At 49.4% G+C, this 17,516-nt stretch carries 15 protein-coding genes; 5 read left to right on the top strand and 10 right to left on the bottom strand.

Features of this window, described 5'->3' with window-relative positions; genetic code table 11:
• Window positions 1–22: 22 nt before the first annotated feature.
• A complete protein-coding gene (locus tag AC6R0S_RS17745; protein WP_500638468.1) occupies window positions 23–2,236 on the bottom strand; it encodes an ABC transporter permease subunit in 2,214 nt (737 codons plus the stop codon).
• Window positions 2,237–2,445: 209 nt separating this feature from the next.
• Here AC6R0S_RS17745 and ppk1 point away from each other — a divergent pair, with 209 nt between their 5' ends.
• Together ppk1 and ppx are read left to right on the top strand one after the other, a co-directional pair.
• Window positions 2,446–4,557: a polyphosphate kinase 1 gene (ppk1, locus tag AC6R0S_RS17740; RefSeq protein ID WP_500627008.1), complete on the top strand. Its 2,112-nt coding sequence runs from the start codon at window positions 2,446–2,448 to the stop codon at window positions 4,555–4,557.
• On the top strand, window positions 4,532–6,031 hold the full coding sequence (gene ppx / locus AC6R0S_RS17735; protein ID WP_500631516.1) for an exopolyphosphatase: 1,500 nt from the start codon (window positions 4,532–4,534) through the stop codon (window positions 6,029–6,031). The genes ppk1 and ppx overlap by 26 nt, the downstream gene beginning before the upstream one ends.
• Window positions 6,032–6,120: 89 nt before the next feature.
• On the opposite strand, the gene AC6R0S_RS17730 is transcribed toward ppx, so the two are convergent.
• The 3 genes from AC6R0S_RS17730 to phoB are packed head-to-tail and all read right to left on the bottom strand — an operon-like array spanning window position 6,121 to window position 9,136.
• Complete coding sequence (locus tag AC6R0S_RS17730) at window positions 6,121–7,101, bottom strand: PstS family phosphate ABC transporter substrate-binding protein (RefSeq protein ID WP_500638467.1); 981 nt, start codon at window positions 7,099–7,101, stop codon at window positions 6,121–6,123.
• The gene (phoR, locus tag AC6R0S_RS17725) at window positions 7,101–8,399 is read right to left on the bottom strand and encodes a phosphate regulon sensor histidine kinase PhoR (protein ID WP_500638466.1); all 1,299 of its coding nucleotides are present in this window, start codon (window positions 8,397–8,399) and stop codon (window positions 7,101–7,103) included. Before phoR ends, AC6R0S_RS17730 begins: the two co-directional genes overlap by 1 nt.
• A gap of 47 nt (window positions 8,400–8,446) precedes the next feature.
• Complete coding sequence (gene phoB, locus AC6R0S_RS17720) at window positions 8,447–9,136, bottom strand: phosphate regulon transcriptional regulator PhoB (protein WP_334551363.1); 690 nt, start codon at window positions 9,134–9,136, stop codon at window positions 8,447–8,449.
• 232 nt (window positions 9,137–9,368) lie between these two features.
• Here phoB and rdgC point away from each other — a divergent pair, with 232 nt between their 5' ends.
• From rdgC to AC6R0S_RS17705, 3 genes are all read left to right on the top strand, one after another.
• Window positions 9,369–10,283, top strand: a complete 915-nt coding sequence (gene rdgC / locus AC6R0S_RS17715) for a recombination-associated protein RdgC (protein ID WP_500638465.1) — start codon at window positions 9,369–9,371, stop codon at window positions 10,281–10,283.
• 162 nt (window positions 10,284–10,445) lie between these two features.
• Complete coding sequence (gene trhP, locus AC6R0S_RS17710) at window positions 10,446–11,846, top strand: prephenate-dependent tRNA uridine(34) hydroxylase TrhP (protein WP_334551365.1); 1,401 nt, start codon at window positions 10,446–10,448, stop codon at window positions 11,844–11,846.
• A 2-nt stretch (window positions 11,847–11,848) separates the two neighbouring features.
• The gene (locus tag AC6R0S_RS17705; RefSeq protein WP_334551367.1) at window positions 11,849–12,103 is read left to right on the top strand and encodes a YfhL family 4Fe-4S dicluster ferredoxin; all 255 of its coding nucleotides are present in this window, start codon (window positions 11,849–11,851) and stop codon (window positions 12,101–12,103) included.
• 50 nt (window positions 12,104–12,153) lie between these two features.
• On the opposite strand, the gene AC6R0S_RS17700 is transcribed toward AC6R0S_RS17705, so the two are convergent.
• The 6 genes from AC6R0S_RS17700 to secF all read right to left on the bottom strand — a co-directional run bounded on the left by AC6R0S_RS17700 (window position 12,154) and on the right by secF (window position 17,505).
• On the bottom strand, window positions 12,154–13,146 hold the full coding sequence (locus AC6R0S_RS17700) for a cytochrome d ubiquinol oxidase subunit II (protein WP_500633736.1): 993 nt from the start codon (window positions 13,144–13,146) through the stop codon (window positions 12,154–12,156).
• Window positions 13,146–14,483: a cytochrome ubiquinol oxidase subunit I gene (locus AC6R0S_RS17695; protein WP_500638464.1), complete on the bottom strand. Its 1,338-nt coding sequence runs from the start codon at window positions 14,481–14,483 to the stop codon at window positions 13,146–13,148. Before AC6R0S_RS17695 ends, AC6R0S_RS17700 begins: the two co-directional genes overlap by 1 nt.
• A 155-nt stretch (window positions 14,484–14,638) precedes the next feature.
• Window positions 14,639–15,502 (bottom strand): penicillin-insensitive murein endopeptidase, encoded by an 864-nt coding sequence (gene mepA, locus AC6R0S_RS17690; RefSeq protein ID WP_500638463.1) that lies wholly within the window; start codon window positions 15,500–15,502, stop codon window positions 14,639–14,641.
• A gap of 40 nt (window positions 15,503–15,542) precedes the next feature.
• On the bottom strand, window positions 15,543–15,875 hold the full coding sequence (locus tag AC6R0S_RS17685) for a DUF1904 domain-containing protein (protein ID WP_334551370.1): 333 nt from the start codon (window positions 15,873–15,875) through the stop codon (window positions 15,543–15,545).
• An 87-nt stretch (window positions 15,876–15,962) separates the two neighbouring features.
• Window positions 15,963–16,457: a hypothetical protein gene (locus AC6R0S_RS17680; protein WP_500638462.1), complete on the bottom strand. Its 495-nt coding sequence runs from the start codon at window positions 16,455–16,457 to the stop codon at window positions 15,963–15,965.
• A gap of 100 nt (window positions 16,458–16,557) precedes the next feature.
• Window positions 16,558–17,505: a protein translocase subunit SecF gene (secF, locus tag AC6R0S_RS17675; protein WP_500638461.1), complete on the bottom strand. Its 948-nt coding sequence runs from the start codon at window positions 17,503–17,505 to the stop codon at window positions 16,558–16,560.
• Window positions 17,506–17,516: the final 11 nt, after the last annotated feature.

Raw genomic sequence — 17,516 nt, 5'->3', positions numbered from 1 at the left:
CGCCTGAGCGGTTTTGACTCGCTTACAACGCACGATACTTCTCTCTTAACCTCTGACGCACCCACTCCGCTATCGAGTTCACTGCAAAAGTAAACATCAGCAAAATTAACGCGGCTAGGAATAGCAATCGGTAGTGGGAACTGCCCACTTCCGACTCCGGCATCTCAACCGCGATCGTCGCGGATAATGTGCGCATTCCTTCCAATATGTTCCAATCAAGGATCGGGGTGTTACCGGTGGCCATCAGCACGATCATCGTCTCACCAACGGCGCGGCCAAGCCCCATCATGACGGCCGAAAAAATACCCGGGCTGGCGGTAAGCAACACCACGTGTACTAAGGTTTGCCACTGCGTCGCACCCAAGGCCAATGACCCATCCGATAAGTGTTTCGGTACCGAGAAGATGGCGTCTTCTGCAATGGTAAAGATGGTCGGGATCACCGCAAACCCCATCGCAAACCCGACCACTAAAGCATTGCGCTGATCAAAACCAATCCCGTGCTGCGCCAAATACGCACGCACATCGCCATCAAACAACCACTCTTCTAAACCGCTAGTGTGAGAAAGCACCACCACCGTCAGCAAGATGATCACCGGCATAAGAATCACCGCATGCCAGCCATTGGCAAAGTGACGCTTCCACATTTTGGGTAGACTTTGCCACAGCGCCCCGGCCACTACGGTAGACAGCGGCAAAGCGATCAACAGCACCACCACAGACGCGAGATAGTTCTCAACAATCGGTGCAACCCACAAGCCCGCCAGAAAGCCGATGATGACCGTCGGTAGCGCCTCCATCAGTTCGATAGAGGGCTTGACGACTCGGCGCATCGCTGGCGTCATAAAATAAGCGGTATAAATGGCGCCCAATACCGCTATCGGTACCGCGAACATCATGGCGAACAATGCCGCTTTGATGGTGCCAAACGCGATCGGCACCAAGCTGAATTTGGCTTCAAACTCATCATTGGCTGAGGTGGTTTGCCAGACAAACTCTGGCTCTGGGTAGCCTTCATACCACACTTTTTGCCACAGAGAGGACAACGAGATTTCGGGGTATGGATTATCGAGATGCGAGACAGACAACTGGTCGCCACTTTGGGTCAACAAATATTGCTCATTGTTGGACATCGCGGCTAAGGTGGGTGCTTTATCAAAGGCTCGGTTAAACAAGACCAACTTTTCACTGGTGGTGTAGTGGCTTTGAACCGTGCCATTGGTATAAAAACTGTAGAACCCTTTGCGATAGGTATCAGGCAGCAGCAATTGTAACTGCGGTGCGAGTTGAAACTCTCGAATCGGCATCAAGTGACGCTCCCCCTCTTTGAGCACATCAAACCACTGCGACACTTTGCCGTCTTGGTGGCTCACTAACAAAGAGTAAGCGCCCGCTAACAGCTGCACCTCACTCACCGCATGTTTGACGTTGCCTGCACTTAAATCGACCACTTCACGGACCAAGAACCCCTGACGCTGTTTGGTGGCAATGACCAACTCAGATGCGCTGCGCAAATATAGCGTGTCACCATTGGGGGTGAGCAATAGCTGATCTAAATCGATAAAAGGCTGTGGGAACTCAAATTCTTGGCGTTCCTCATTGGAATCTAACCAACGGACACGGATGCGATTGTCGTCATAGTAACCGACCAAAGTGAAAGTATCGTGCGTGAAGGCATCGCGGTCTGCAAAAGCAAATGCGCGCAACTGAGCGTCAGTGACTGATTCACCCATGAGCAAATCCAGCGGCGGCGTAACCACATCGACACTCGGGGTGAGTACTCGCTCACCGTTTGCCAACCTGCTGCTTAATTCAGGGCGAAAGAGCGTCACTTGCCCTGATGGCGTCGCCATCGCATGCCAAGGGTTTACACCAAGACCAGAGGCAAACAAGGTGTGCTGCGCCCCTAAGTCATAGTGATAAATCGCGGAGCGGCGCTCATCATTGAGCGCCCAAAACTTGAGTGTACCAAGAGAAGATAAGGTATAAGCGGAGTGACCATAGTCATCGACGCCCAGCGCAACGATAGAGTGCTCATCTATCGTTTTAGTCGCCAAATTGGGCGTGATCTTGGCGTCAGAAAACAGAGGCAAGACCATCATGGCCAGATAAACAAAGATCAGCACCAGCGCCGCAAGCACGCCGACGCCCCCCGCAGAGACAGCCAGTTTTACGATTCTATCTTTAATAAGTCGTTTTCTGTCACGTTCTCGTAACGAAAAATCGCCTTTAACCATCTGTCCCACTTACCTAAATTGACCCAAGTGTATAATATTTCCATTAGGTGACAATTATATTACAGCTCACATTAAGCAACTGAAAGTAGTGTAATAAAAACCTGCAATAAAAATGTCATATAAAGATCTTAGCTTGGCTACCAGTTTGGTCTTATTAAGTCCTTACTCTATAGCGCCCCTTAGAGAAGGCACGTTGAAAAGGTTGGGTTATGAGTGCTGAAAAACTATATATCGAAAAAGAGCTAAGTTGGCTGTCGTTTAATGAACGCGTACTCCAAGAAGCGGCAGATAAAGAAGTGCCACTCATCGAAAGAATTCGATTTTTAGGTATATTTTCCAACAACTTGGACGAGTTTTATAAAGTTCGATTTTCCGATGTCAAACGTCGAATTTTAATCAATCAAGAGCGTGGAGGCAGTGACAACCCCAAACACCTGCTGAGTAAAATGCAGAGCAAAGCGCTCAAACTGAATGATAAATTTGATGAGCTCTACTCTGAGCTGATCCGCGAAATGGCGCGTCGGCGGATTTTTTTAGTCAACGAAACTCAGCTCAGTGACGCACAACAAAAGTGGATAAAAAAATATTTTCGCAATGAAGTGGTTCCGCATATCACCCCGCTTTTGATGCGTGACGACATCGATGTGCTGCAATTCCTAAAAGATGAATACGCCTACATCGCTGTCGACTTACGCAAAGGCGAACACAATCAATATGCCTTGATAGAGATCCCCACCGACCACTTGCCTCGCTTTGTCATGGTGCCAGAACAGAAAGGCAAACGGCGCAAAACCATCATTCTTCTCGATAACATCATCCGATACTGTTTGGATGAACTCTTCAGTGGCTTTTTTGAGTATGACGAGCTAAACGGCTACGCGATGAAAATGACGCGTGACGCCGAATACGACCTCAGTCACGAAGTCGAGCACAGCCTTCTTGAGCAAATGTCTGAAGGGGTCAGTCAGCGCTTAACCGCGATGCCGGTTCGCTTTGTCTATGAGCGTGACATGCCCACCGAAATGCTGAGCTTTTTGTGCGATAAGCTGAAAATCTCCAACTACGACAGTTTGATCCCAGGTGGTCGCTACCACAACTTTAAAGACTTTATTGGTTTTCCCAATGTGGGCCGAGACTACCTTGAAAACAAACCCTTACCGCCGATGAAATGTGCTGATTTCGACGGGTATGCCAACGCCTTTGATGCCATCAAAGCGCAAGATATCTTACTCTATTACCCCTATCACACCTTTGAGCACATCAGCGAAATGGTGAGGCAGGCATCGTTCGACCCGAAAGTACTGAGCATCAAAATCAATATTTATCGCGTTGCCAAAGATTCACGCCTGATGAACTCCATTATTGACGCGGTGCACAATGGCAAAAGTGTTACGGTAATCGTAGAGCTTCAGGCTCGATTTGATGAAGAAGCCAACATTGAGTGGTCACGAATTCTGACCGAAGCTGGCGTGCATGTCATTTTTGGCGCGCCCGGATTAAAAATCCACTCTAAATTGCTCTTGATTACACGCCGCGAAGATGACGACATCGTCCGCTATGCGCACATCGGCACCGGCAACTTCCATGAAAAAACCGCCCGTATCTATACGGACTTCTCGCTTCTCACCGCAGACCCTGAGCTCACCAACGAAGTGCGCAATGTGTTTGGCTACATTGAGAACCCGTATCGTCCGGTGCGCTTCAATCACCTAATTGTCTCACCACAAAACTCTCGCAAGCAGCTCTATCGCCTCATCGACGCAGAAATTGCCAATGCGAAAGAGGGGAAAAAGGCCGCCATTACTCTTAAAGTCAATAACCTAGTCGATCGCGGACTGGCAAATAAACTCTACGGCGCGAGCAGCGCTGGCGTAGAGATAAAGATGATCATTCGTGGCATGTGCTCCTTGGTACCGGGTATTGATGGCGTAAGCGACAACATCAAAATCATCAGCATTGTCGACCGATTCTTGGAACACCCGCGTGTTCTTATCACGCACAATGATGGTGACCCCAAAGTGTATATCTCGTCGGCAGATTGGATGACACGGAATATCGACTATCGGATCGAAGTCGGTGCTCCAGTGCGTGACGAACGTCTTAAACAGCGCATTATCGATATCATCAACATCCACTTTACCGATACAGTAAAGGCGAGGTGGATAGACAAAGAGATGAGCAATACCTATGTGCCACGCGGAAACCGAAAGAAAATTCGCTCACAGATTGCCATTTACGACTATCTTAAGAATGTAGAAAAACAGACAAAGAAACAGAAAGAGCTTTCAATCACTCATGACCCAAACACCGGAAATTCGTGATGTTGCCGCGATTGACCTTGGCTCAAACAGCTTCCACATGGTGGTCGCCAAAGTTGTAGACCAAGACTTGCAACTGGTAAGTCGACACAAGCAGCGAGTCCGTCTCGCAGCTGGGTTAGATGCACAAAAAAATTTAGACAACGCCGCCATTGAACGTGGCTTAGAATGTTTGACCATCTTCGCTGAGCGACTGCAAGGGTTTGAGGAGAGCAATGTGCGTATCGCCGCAACGCACACCCTACGTCAAGCCAACAACGCGCATATCTTTTTGCAGCGAGCCCGTGACGTGCTGCCCTTTCCCATCGAGATCATCCCCGGCATTGAAGAAGCACGCCTAATTTATCTGGGGGTTGCCCACACGCAACCGGCGTCTGACTCCAAATTGGTGGTAGACATTGGCGGTGGCAGTACCGAAATGATCATAGGGCAAGGCTTCGAACCGCATTTAGTTAACAGTAAACAGATGGGGTGCGTCAGCTTTACCAAGCACTATTTCAAAAACAACAAACTGTCGAAGAAGAACTTTGCCAAAGCGACCTTAGCGGCGGAGCAAAAGTTGGAGTCCATTGCCCATCAATATCGCAAAAAAGGTTGGGAAGTCGCGTTTGGCTCCTCAGGGACCATTAAGGCCATTCGTGATGTACTGGTCGGAATGGGCTTTGAAGATGGTATTATCGACAGCAAACGACTCGATAAGGTCATCGATAGGCTTTGTGAGTGGGAGACGATTGATGACATCAACCTCACCGGCCTCACACCGGAACGTCAGCCTGTGTTTGCGGCGGGTGTGGCGATCCTTGCCGCCATTTTCAAAGATTTCAAAATCAACGAAATGCACTTTTCAGAGGGCGCACTGCGAGAAGGCTTACTCTACGAAATGGAATCGCGCTTTAAGCGCTCCGACATCCGCATGCGCACCACGGAAAACCTTGCCAGTAAACATCTGGTCGATCTAGAGCATGCGGCCAAAGTCAAAGGCCATGCCCGCGAGTTTTTGGATCAAACCCACCAAGCGCTTGGCATTAACAAACACTCTGAGCTGTTTGATTTGCTCGAATGGAGCGCGTTATTGCATGAAGTAGGGCTTAGCATCAGCTTACAAGCCTTCCACCGCCATTCGGCTTACATTCTCAAGCATACCTACATGCCCGGCTTTAACCGAGAGCAGCAAACCATTCTCGCCATGTTAGCGCGCTTTCAGCGCAAAGCGTTAAAGCTCAATGAAATGGAAGAGTTTTCGCTGTTTAAGAAAAAGCACGTCATCAGTTTAATTCGTATTCTGCGCCTCGCCATCTTGCTCAACGGTCAGCGTAACGATGACCCTCTGCCAGCCCTGACACTGAAAGTCGATGGCGACAGTTGGACCTTGAACTGTGATGAAGCCCAGTGGTTGGAACACAACAAACTACTCCATGCCGATCTGCTTTGCGAGCAAGAATACTGGAACAATGTGGGCTGGGAACTGACCTTTTAGACTCAGCCTCTATCATCAAACGAAAAAACGCCGCGTTACAAGTGAACGCGGCGTTTGTTTAACCTTATGATGACAACGTCTTCGTCAGTTTAATTACGTAGAGAAAGGCCGACTTTTTCTAGTTCCTGCTGCGCGATTTCAGGCGATAGAGGGACATAACCATCTTTGCTCACCAAAGCTTGCCCCTGTTTGGAGTAAATAAAGCGAATGAACTCTCGCTCGATATGAGGCAGCGGTTTGTCAGGATGCTTGTTGACGTACACATACAGGTAGCGCGACAAAGGATAGCGACCAGTCAAAATATTTTGATAACTCGGCGCAATGTAATCTTCACCCTCTTTGGCAATCGGCAGCAGCTTCACACCTGAGACTTGATAGCCCACGCCAGAGTAGCCAATCGTATTGATCGCCGAGGCTACCGATTGGACGACCGATGCCGAGCCCGGCTGCTCATTAACGTTATTTTTAAAGTCACCGCCGCATAAGGCGTTGTTTTTAAAATAGCCGTACGTACCGGAGACCGAGTTGCGACCAAACATTTGAATCGCACGCTTTGCCCATTGGTAGTCGAGTCCTAGTTGTGTCCAAAACTCGATACTCTCCGTACCGCCACAACGTAATGTCGCGGAAAAAATACGATCAAGCTGAGAAAAATTAAGCCCTTCAATCGGATTGTCGCGGTGGACAAAGACGCCAATCGCGTCGATAGCGACGCGTAACTCTGTGGGTTTGTAACCGTGCTCGCGCTCAAAAGCCTCAATTTCACGGTTGCGCATTTCGCGGCTCATCGGGCCAAATTGCGCCGTTCGCTCAGTTAATGCTGGGGGAGCGGTGGAAGAGCCAGACGCCTGGACTTGACCGTTAATACTGGGGTAAATCAGCGTAAACTCTTCCATCCATAAGGTGGTCATACCGGCAAGCGTATCAGAGCCAACACTGCTCAGGCTTCCGCTAACGCCGCGTACTTTTTGATACTCTTGCAATCCTGTCGCTCGAGCAGGGCCAGTCAATAGCCCCAATACCGCCACGCCAATCGTAATGATGATTGGCCACGCTTTTTGGCGCCCCATTACTTCACCACCAAACGTTTTGGCAACAAGAAGGAGAACTTACTGCCCACACCGACTTGCGACTCAATTTCAAGATGCGAATCGTGGTGAGTTAACGCATGTTTAACGATGGCAAGACCGAGTCCACTTCCGCCGGTATCACGCGAGCGTGCCTTATCCACTCGGTAAAAACGCTCGGTTAAACGGTGAATATGCTGTTTCTCGATCCCGTCACCGCTGTCTTCCACTTCAAGCCTCGCCCCTTGTGTCGTTTCATACCAACGCACATTGACCGTCGCACCAGCTGGGGTGTATTTCACGGCATTGTAGACCAGATTAGAAATAGCGCTGCGCAGTTGATCTTCATCACCAAGCACTCGTAACGTGTCATTAACATCAAAGTGGAGCTGATGGTTTTGCTCGCCACTGAGACTCGCCGCTTCTTTCTCAAGCACATCAAGCATCACGGGGACGTTCACAACATCTTCAAGCTCATGCATGGGCGCCGCTTCGATCTTAGAGAGAGTCAACAACTGATTGACCAAACTGTTCATGCGGTTTAGCTGCTCGGTCATTACGCCGTGTGCTTTACTCCACATGGGGCCGACCACCATGTCTGGGTCTTCCGTCATTTCCAGATACCCTTGCAGCACGGTCATCGGCGTACGAAGTTCATGAGACACGTTGGCGAAGAAGTTGCGGCGCATCCCCTCAAGCTGCTTGAGCTGAGTGACGTCACGCACCACCATCAAGTGCTCCCCTTCGGTATAAGGCACAATACGTAGCTCGAGCATTCGCTCGACGTTCAACGGTGAACGCATTTCCAGAGGGACAGAGAAATCTTGCTTATTGAGATATTTGATGAAATCAGGGGTACGAATTAGATTCGATATCGGCTGGCCCGAATCGTCTGGCCAACGAAATCCAAGCAGATGCTGGGCGAGTTTGTTGCACCAGACAATGTTGCCCTCACTGCGAAACACCACGACCGCATCGGGTAAGGATTCAGCGCCGTTGCGGAAACGGCGGATAAGATTGGTCAGCTCTTTGCGCTTTTTTCGCTGACGCTGCTGCAAGCGGTAAATGCCATTAAATAGCGACTCCCAGTTACCAGACCCCGACGGTGGCGTCAGGCGCTTTTCGTCCCACAGCCAAGCAGATAAACGTATTTGATTGTGCAGATGCCACAGCAACTGAATCGCCGTCGCGGCTAACAACAGCCACGGCAGATAGCCAAATACCCAACCAATGAGTACCCAAGGGGTGTAAAAAAAAGCCAGCTCCCAGGCCAGCTTTTTCCAAGTTAACCGTTCTACCACTTACCTCTCCGTTTTGCTTTCCTTATGACCTCACACGTTTAATGTGATTATGCTTTGGTGGAGAAGCGATAACCTGCACCGCGCACTGTTTGGATCAACTTATCGTGCCCGGCGGCTTCGAGTGCTTTGCGTAAACGACGGATATGAACGTCAACCGTACGATCTTCCACGTACACGTTGGTTCCCCAGACGTTATTGAGCAACTGCTCGCGGCTGTAGACACGCTCTTGGTGAGTCATAAAGAAGTGCAACATTTTGAATTCCGTTGGCCCCATATCGACAGGCTCATCGTTCGCTGTCACACGGTGAGAAACGGGATCCAATTTGAGTCCTTGAACATCAATCACATCTTCCAGCGCAGTGGGCGTCACGCGGCGAATCACCGCTTTAAGCCTCGCCACCAGCTCTTTCGGTGAAAATGGCTTGGTGATGTAATCATCCGCACCCACTTCAAGGCCACGAACCTTGTCTTCTTCTTCACCACGCGCTGTTAGCATCACTACCGGAATGTTGCGTGTCAGCTCTTCACGCTTCATGTGTTTGATGAAATTAATACCGCTGCCGCCAGGGAGCATCCAATCTAGCAGAACTAGATCTGGGAAGGGTTCAGCCAATTTGGTTACTGCAGTATCGTAATCTTCTGCTTCTACTGCTTGGTAACCTTTTTGTTCAAGAACAAAACACAGCATTTCACGAATTGGTGCCTCGTCTTCAACAACCAGAATCCTTCTAGACATAATCATTTAACCTTATGTTCGTTGAGTTTACTCAATGATTAGGGCGGGCAGCCTGCCGCCTCTTGATGCATAGGCATTATTACTAGCAATTATGACACTTTTGTGACCTTTGAAAACAAATTTTCATATAACTTTTATTCTGGATTCATCTTCATATTTTGCATTTCGGCTAGGACAATCTGGTTGAAATTCCTTATTATTGCCGACTTACTTGTAGCACTAGAGAGATCATATGTGGTTTAAAAACTGTCTGGTTTATCGCTTTAACCGCGATATTGAGTTCAATGCAGACCAATTAGAAAAACAGCTCCAAGAGTTTCGTTTTACGCCATGTGGCAGCCAAGACAAACAAAAATTCGGTTGGGTCACCGCCATGGGGAAACACGGCGACATGATGACGCACGTTTCCGAAAACCGCATTCTTATCTGCGCCAAGAAAGAAGAGAAAATGTTGCCCGCTTCCGTGATCAAAGAGTCACTGAACGCTAAAGTGGATGCCATGGAAGCGCAAGAAGGTCGACCACTGAAAAAGAAAGAAAAAGAGACCTTAAAAGACGACATCGTGATGGATTTGCTACCGCGTGCCTTTAGCCGCAGCAACCACACCTATGTGCTGATTTTGCCGAGCGAAGGCTTTATTTTGGTGGATGCGAGCAGCTACAAAAAAGCCGAAGATGTCTTAGCTCTACTGCGTAAAACCATGGGAAGCTTACCCATCGTGCCTGCCATCCCGGAAAAACCGCTCGAACTTACAATGACAGAATGGGTAAAGAGCGGCGATCTCCCAGCAGGCCTACAAATGCTTGACGAGGCCGAACTAAAATCGGTACTGGAAGAAGGCGGTATTATCCGTTGTAAGAAGCAAGAGCTTACCAGTGATGAAATTCGTAGCCACATTGAAGCGGATAAGCAAGTCACCAAACTCGCCTTGTGGTGGCAAGAGCGCTTGGAGTTTATTTTGGCCGACGACGGCAGCATCAAACGCCTCAAGTTTTCAGATGAACTGAGAGATCAGAACGAAGATATTCCTCGTGAAGATCAAGCGGCGCGCTTTGATGCCGACTTTTCACTGATGTGCGGCGAAATGAGCACTTTCTTACCGGATCTCTACCGCATGCTTGGCGGACTACCGCACCCGAACGCGTAATCTTCTGCCCCAAAGTCTCTTCAACGCCTTCGCTTAGAAGGCGTTTCATTAACCTCTCTTATGTTTTCCTAGTCACCACAGCGTATTTGACGTAAAATTTGCGCCCCTGATTCCATATGGTGGAATCGGCCTGACTTGAGATCAGATTGAAGAGAAATGACTATGACCACTGAGAAAGCTTTTGTTCCTGAGCTACTGTCACCGGCAGGCAGCTTGAAAAACATGCGTTATGCCTTTGCCTACGGCGCTGATGCCGTTTACGCGGGCCAACCTCGTTACAGCCTGCGCGTTCGTAACAACGAGTTCAACCACGAAAACCTAAAAATCGGTATCGATGAAGCGCATGCGCTAGGTAAAAAACTCTACGTGGTGTGCAACATCCAGCCGCACAACTCAAAGCTAAAAACCTTTATCCGCGACCTTAAACCTGTGGTCGAAATGGGCCCAGACGCCTTAATCATGTCTGACCCTGGTCTGATTATGATGGTACGTGAAGCCTTCCCTGATATGCCAATCCACTTATCAGTACAAGCGAACGCGGTGAACTGGGCGACGGTAAAATTCTGGGCTGCCAACGGTGTTGAACGCGTGATTGTTTCTCGTGAGCTTTCTCTAGAAGAGATCGAAGAGATCCGTGAACACTGCCCTGAAACAGAGCTCGAAGTCTTTGTTCACGGTGCACTTTGCATGGCGTATTCTGGTCGCTGTCTGCTTTCTGGCTACATCAACAAACGTGACCCAAACCAAGGCACATGTACGAACGCATGTCGTTGGGAATACAAAGTTGAGCAAGGCAAAGAAAACGACACTGGCGACATCGTTGAGAAGTTTGATCCATCACAGGCGCAGCCTGTTGAAGTTCAAGACGAGCGCCCTGAAACCACGATTGGTCGTGGCAAACCAACCGACGAAGTGGTGCTGCTCTCTGAAGCTCACCGTCCAGAAGAAAAGATGGCCGCTTACGAAGATGAGCACGGCACTTACATCATGAACTCGAAAGATCTCCGTGCGGTTCAGCACGTTGAGCGTCTAACGAAGATGGGGGTTCACTCGCTGAAAATCGAAGGCCGTACTAAGTCTTTCTACTACTGTGCGCGCACCGCGCAAGTCTACCGTAAAGCGATCGATGATGCGGTTGCTGGTCGTCCGTTTGATGAGAGCCTAATGGGCACGCTTGAAAGCTTAGCTCACCGTGGTTACACCGAAGGCTTCCTTCGCCGTCACACTCACGATGCTTACCAAAACTACGACTACGGCTACTCTGTTTCCGATTCTCAGCAGTTTGTCGGTGAGTTTACCGGTAAACGTCGCGGTGACATGGCAGAAGTGGAAGTGAAGAACAAATTCGTTGTGGGTGATAGCCTTGAGCTTATGACACCTAAAGGTAATGTAGTCTTCACGCTTGAAGCGATGGAAAACCGCAAGTCTGAGTCTATCGATGACGCAAAAGGCAATGGCCACTTTGTCTTCATTCCAGTCCCACAGGATTTGGATCTGGAATTTGGTCTATTGATGCGTAACCTTAATGCTGGTCAGGATACCCGTAACCCAACAGGTAAATAACCATGGCGTTGCTGATCACGGATAAGTGCATTAACTGCGATATGTGTGACCCTGAGTGCCCCAACGGCGCTATCTCTATGGGTGACAGCATATTCGAGATCGACCCTGATCTCTGTACAGAGTGTAAAGGGCACTACGACAAACCCACCTGTCAGTCTGTGTGTCCGATCACCAAATGCATTATCACGGACCCAAACCATATTGAGACCGAAGAGGAACTGCTCGAAAAGTTCGTCATCATTCAAGGGTTAGCCTAATACCAAAAAACGCCGCTCATCGAAGCGGCGTTTTTTTATGTTAGTCAGCGTTATTTATAACTGAGCTCTGTGGCTTTGCCTTTAAATATGCGATACACCGCAAAGGTGTAGAGCAATATCATCGGCATCACCACAACCACACCATAGCCGACGATGATCAACGTCGCATCTGAAGAGGCCGCTTGGCGAGCCTCCATAATTCCAGGTACCACTTGAGGAAAGAAACTGTACGCTAGCCCTAAAAAGCTCAGCGCATAAATCACCACAGCACCAATAAAAGGCCAACGCGCGCCCCAATCATCACTGGTCGGAACTCGACGTAAGTAGCGGTCAACTAGGTAGATTGTCGTCAAAACCACCAAAGGCACCGGGGCAAGCAGCAGAATTTCCGGAAAGCTGAACCAACGTTGCGCTACCTGTTGGTTGACTAGCGGGTTAACAATGCTGACCGAGATTATCCCTAACGCAGCAATCCAGCCCGCTCTGCGTGACCAACGCGCAGCTCTGGCTTGCAATCTTCCTTCCGTTTTGAGAACCAACCAAGCACCGCCAATGTATACATAGGCGCACGCAACACAAAGACTACTGAGAAACGCAAACCCGTAAGCTTGTGCCGATGCTTCGAACCCCATGATGTACCTTCCCACCATGTATCCTTGGGTCAGTGCCGCGAGCAATGATCCCAATTTAAAACAATTATCCCACCGCTGCTTATAGTCCGCTTTGGCCTTGGCTCGAAAATCAAACGCGACACCTCGCATGATCAATGCAATCAGCATGAAGGCGGTCGGTAAATAGAGCTCGGTAAAAATCAGACTGTGCGCACTAGGGAAGGCTATCAACAGTATCCCAACCGCCAATACAAGCCAAGTCTCATTGGCATCCCAGAACGGTCCAATCGACGCAATCATTCTGTCTCGCTGATCTTCATCGTTGCTAGGAAGGAGCATACCTACGCCGAGATCATAGCCATCCAACACTGCATACATAAATACGGTGAAGCCAAGGATCAACAGATAAACTTCTGGTAAATAGTTCAACATTAGCGTACCCCTTGTTGTACTGTTGCCGTAACTTTGTGAGCATCAACGTCCTTACGAGCGAGATAAAACAAGGTGTGGATGTACGCCAGAAGAAGAGCAGCATAAACGACAAGATACATCGACAAGGAGATCATCACATTCGATGGTGCCAATGGTGTGACGGCTTCTGCCGTTCTCAGTACACCAGTGACAAGCCAAGGTTGACGTCCTATCTCTGTGACATACCAACCTGCGAGCGTCGCTATCCACCCAGAAAACGTCATGGCGACCACGACATAGAGGTAGGGCCTCGGCAGGTCTCGATCTCGGAGCAAGCGATACCCACCAAACCAACTTACTGCTAGCATCAATAGTCCGACCCCAACCATGACCCGAAAGCCAAAAAACAGCGGCTTCACTGGTGGGTGATTGGGTGCAAAGTCATTGAGGCCGACAATTTCCCCATCAAGCGAATGAGTGAGAATCAAACTCGCCAAATGTGGGATCCCTAACGCGAACTCGTTCTGACGCAGCTCTTCATTTGGCCAAGCAAACAGAAGCAGCGGAGCGCCTTGCTCTGTTTCCCATACTCCTTCCATCGCCGCAATCTTCGCCGGTTGATGCTCTAAGGTGTTCAAGCCGTGCAAGTCACCGACAAAAATCTGAACAGGAATGAACAACGCCGCCGCTAACAGTGAAACTCTCAATCCAAGCTTGGCTGCACGATGGCTAGGTTGCTTAATAAGCTGATAGGCACTGATGCCTGCTATCAAAAAGCTTGCGGTCAAACCAGACGCCAATAGGGTATGCGCAAACCGATAAGGCAAAGAGGGGTTGAAGATGACGTCCTTCCAACTGGTGACATGCACCACACCATCGATGACTTCATACCCAGCCGGCGTGTGCATCCAACTATTCAGCACCAGAATCCAAAATGCTGACATGGTCGTGCCGACCGCCACCAAGACGGTGGCCAAAGTATGAAACCAGTCGGGCACACGACCTCGACCAAACAGCATCACGCCAAGAAAGGTCGCCTCCATAAAAAAGGCCGTCATTACTTCGTAGCCCAGCAGAGGACCTGCAACATTACCCACTCGCTCCATAAAGCCCGGCCAATTAGTGCCAAACTGGAAACTCATCGTAATACCTGAGACAACACCGAGTGCGAATGTGAGTGCAAACACCTTGACCCAAAAGTAATAGACATCGAGCCAAACTGGCGCTTGCGTTCGGTTGTAACGCCATTTGAAAAACACCAACATCCATGCCAGAGCGATGGTGATGGTTGGGAATAAAATATGAAAACTAATATTGGCCGCAAACTGGATTCGCGACAACATGAGGGTATCTAACATCTCACTACCTCAACAGCTAATAACCCAAATTAAATCGAAATTCTGAAAATTTCTTACGGATATCGGCGGGTATTGGATCGGATATTCATGAATATCGCCCGAGTAGCGCGGTTTTTATCTTCTTTAGAAGAAAACATGAAAACGAATGACAGGATTTAAGACTGTTCTGCTAGTAATGCCAAACATTGACCGGGGGGTACTTTCGGCATTTTCTTTTTGCTTGTCGTGCTCGGTGTTGGCGTTTTGATGGCAGGTTTGGGCTGTGGTTTCCAACTGGCAAGCTCTGCGCCGCAACCATCTCCCGCTGGAGGCGCGGCTTGAGGTTGACAGGCATCACTGCCCTCAGGGCAGCGAAGCCGAACATGCATGTGGTAATGATGCCCCCACCAAGGCCTAACTTTGCGAAGCCATGTTCTGTCTTGGCTCTCTTCGCTGCGGCACAAGGTGTCTTTGATAACGGGGTGAACAAAAATTCGAGCGACGTCGTCATCACTGGCTGCAAGCTTGATCAAGTCAAAATGACGACGATCCCAGCTCGCTTTCACTAAGCGGTACTGCTCAAGGTTGACCACGCTCAGAGGCTCAGGTTTGGCCAACTGAGGAGAACTCAATGGCGCATCTACCAACCTAAGCCAAATGTCGATATCGAGCCCTGTTTGATGACTTGAATGGCCCGACGAAAAACGACCGCCTTGTGGCAGAGAAAGATCGCCAATCAAGAGTGAGGTGTTCAACGTTCGATGCGCTTGCTCAGCCAAATGTTCGATGTAGCGAATCGCACTGGGGTGAGCATAGTATCGGGCGCGCTGGCTGCGCAGCACTTGATACCCTTCCCCTTCAAGCGGTAGCGCCTTGGCCCCCGCTAAGCAGCCATTAGCGTAGCTTCCTATCGCCTGCGGCTGAGATTGAGACGGAGATGAAATGGCCTCCCAAGGCGTAGCATTGATCGATGAGCCAAAGCTCATCACCAAGGCGATAGGTAGAAAGGCGCTAAGTCGCCAAATCGTCCCTGCTTTCATGACTCATCCCTTCCCTCAATTTACCGCTGCCACTCAGCGTTTAATAATGGTCACCATTATCATAATAGCCGCTGGCTTCAAGCGCCGTGAAAATTACCGCCACATCGACCTCTTCGCCAAGCACGCCGCGAACCTGACGAGTAATGATGCTTGCGACCGCATCTTGGGTCTCTTGGCCGCGATCAAACCACAACACTTCGACAAACGGATACGCTTGGCTGACCTCTCCATCATAAAAAAACGTGGTATAGATGTATTCAAAGGTGAAATCCTCTTTGGGGCAATCCATGTGTGGTTGGAGCTCATCAAGCAGTGTTGAGGATAAGGTTTGAACCGTTTGCGGCTCCACCGCTCGAAAACGTAGATGAGGCATAGATAAGATCCTATTGTTGAGTTTGCTCCATGATAACAAGATATTGAGCAATGCCCATCGCATTCCTGCATGCGACGACCTCTAACATTATCGTGGCTCGAACGTCACGCGAAGAACCCCATCCTGACTGACGATCATCGCTCGCCAATCTCGATGTTGATAGACTAGGCGCTGGGTAGACCGAGGCGAGGCTTGCCCCAGAAGCCGCACTATTTTGGTTTCGACCTCTTGGTTTGACGCAAGCGCGAGTTCTGTCTCGATATCTAAACTCTGATCATCGATGGTGACGCGGTTGAGCACAAAACCATCTTGGCGAAGATGTAACTGCAGCTGACTCCATTGATGGGGTGAAAACGATGACAGTAATGTGATTGAAAGCGTTGCACCGTCTAAGGTGGCTTCAGCAATATAGTGCTCTTTATGATAGTCCAGCGCCATCTCACACCAAGTATCGCGCTCACACGCCAGCCAAGTTTCCTGGATCTCTTGGCGTATTGCATCGCCATTCAATATCGGTATCAACAGCGTATTGGCGCAGGCCAGTGGACTCACCAGTATCACTATCAACAATCGAATTCTCATCACTCTTCCTTCGGTGAGTAGGAACAAAAAAGCCGCTGACATCAGCGGCTTTGGAGTAGCTCAAATAGAGGTAGCGAGCACGGAGAATGCAAGAGAGCCATTAAGGCATCTCATCAAACTCAGCGCCCTCTTTTTCAACTTGAGGTGGCATCAGGTGCTCTCGGGTGATACCCAGCTTCAATGCCAGCGCAGAAGCGACATAGATAGAAGAGTAGGTACCCACTGTGATACCAAGCAATAGCGCAGTGGCAAAACCGTGAATCATCGCACCACCTTGGGTAAACAAGGCGATAACCACAAACAAAGTCGTACCCGAAGTGATCAAGGTACGACTCAGCGTTTGGGTAATGGAGTTGTTCATGACCTCAGCCGATTCGCCTTTACGCATCTTGCGGAAGTTTTCACGGATACGGTCAAAGACAACAATCGTATCGTTGAGCGAGTAACCCACTACCGTCAGCAAGGCCGCGACAATGGTAAGATCCACCTCAATTTGCATCAAAGAGAAGATGCCCAAGGTGATGATAACGTCGTGCGCCAAAGCAAGTACCGCACCCGCCGCCAAACGCCACTCAAAGCGCACCGAGACGTAAATCAAGATACAGATCAGCGACACCAAGATCGCCAGACCGCCCGCTTCTGTCAGCTCATCACCCACGTTCGGGCCGACAAACTCGATACGGCGCATCTTTACGTTTTCACCCGTGCCCTCTTTAATGGCACTGATGATTTGGTTGCCTAAGGTTTCGCCTGAAGCGTCATCACGAGGACGCAAACGCACCATGACATCACGGGCACTACCAAAGTTTTGCACCGTAGCATCACCGAAGCCTTTGGCATCAAGCGCACCACGAATCTCTTCAAGGTTTGCCGGTTGCTCAAAACCCACTTCAATCAGCGTACCGCCAGTGAAGTCTAAGCCCCAATTCAACCATTTAGTTGATAGCGTGAAGAGCGCCGCAGCGATCATTACAATAGACAGCGCAAACGCTGCCTTTGACCAACGCATAAAGTCGATCGTTTTCTCTGCTTTTAGAATCTGAAACATACGTATTCCTA

The organism is Vibrio sp. R15-SG3-ISO1B, from assembly GCF_059833835.1.
The sequence above is the reverse complement of the archived record's forward strand: the minus strand, read 5'-3'. Positions and strand labels throughout refer to the sequence as shown.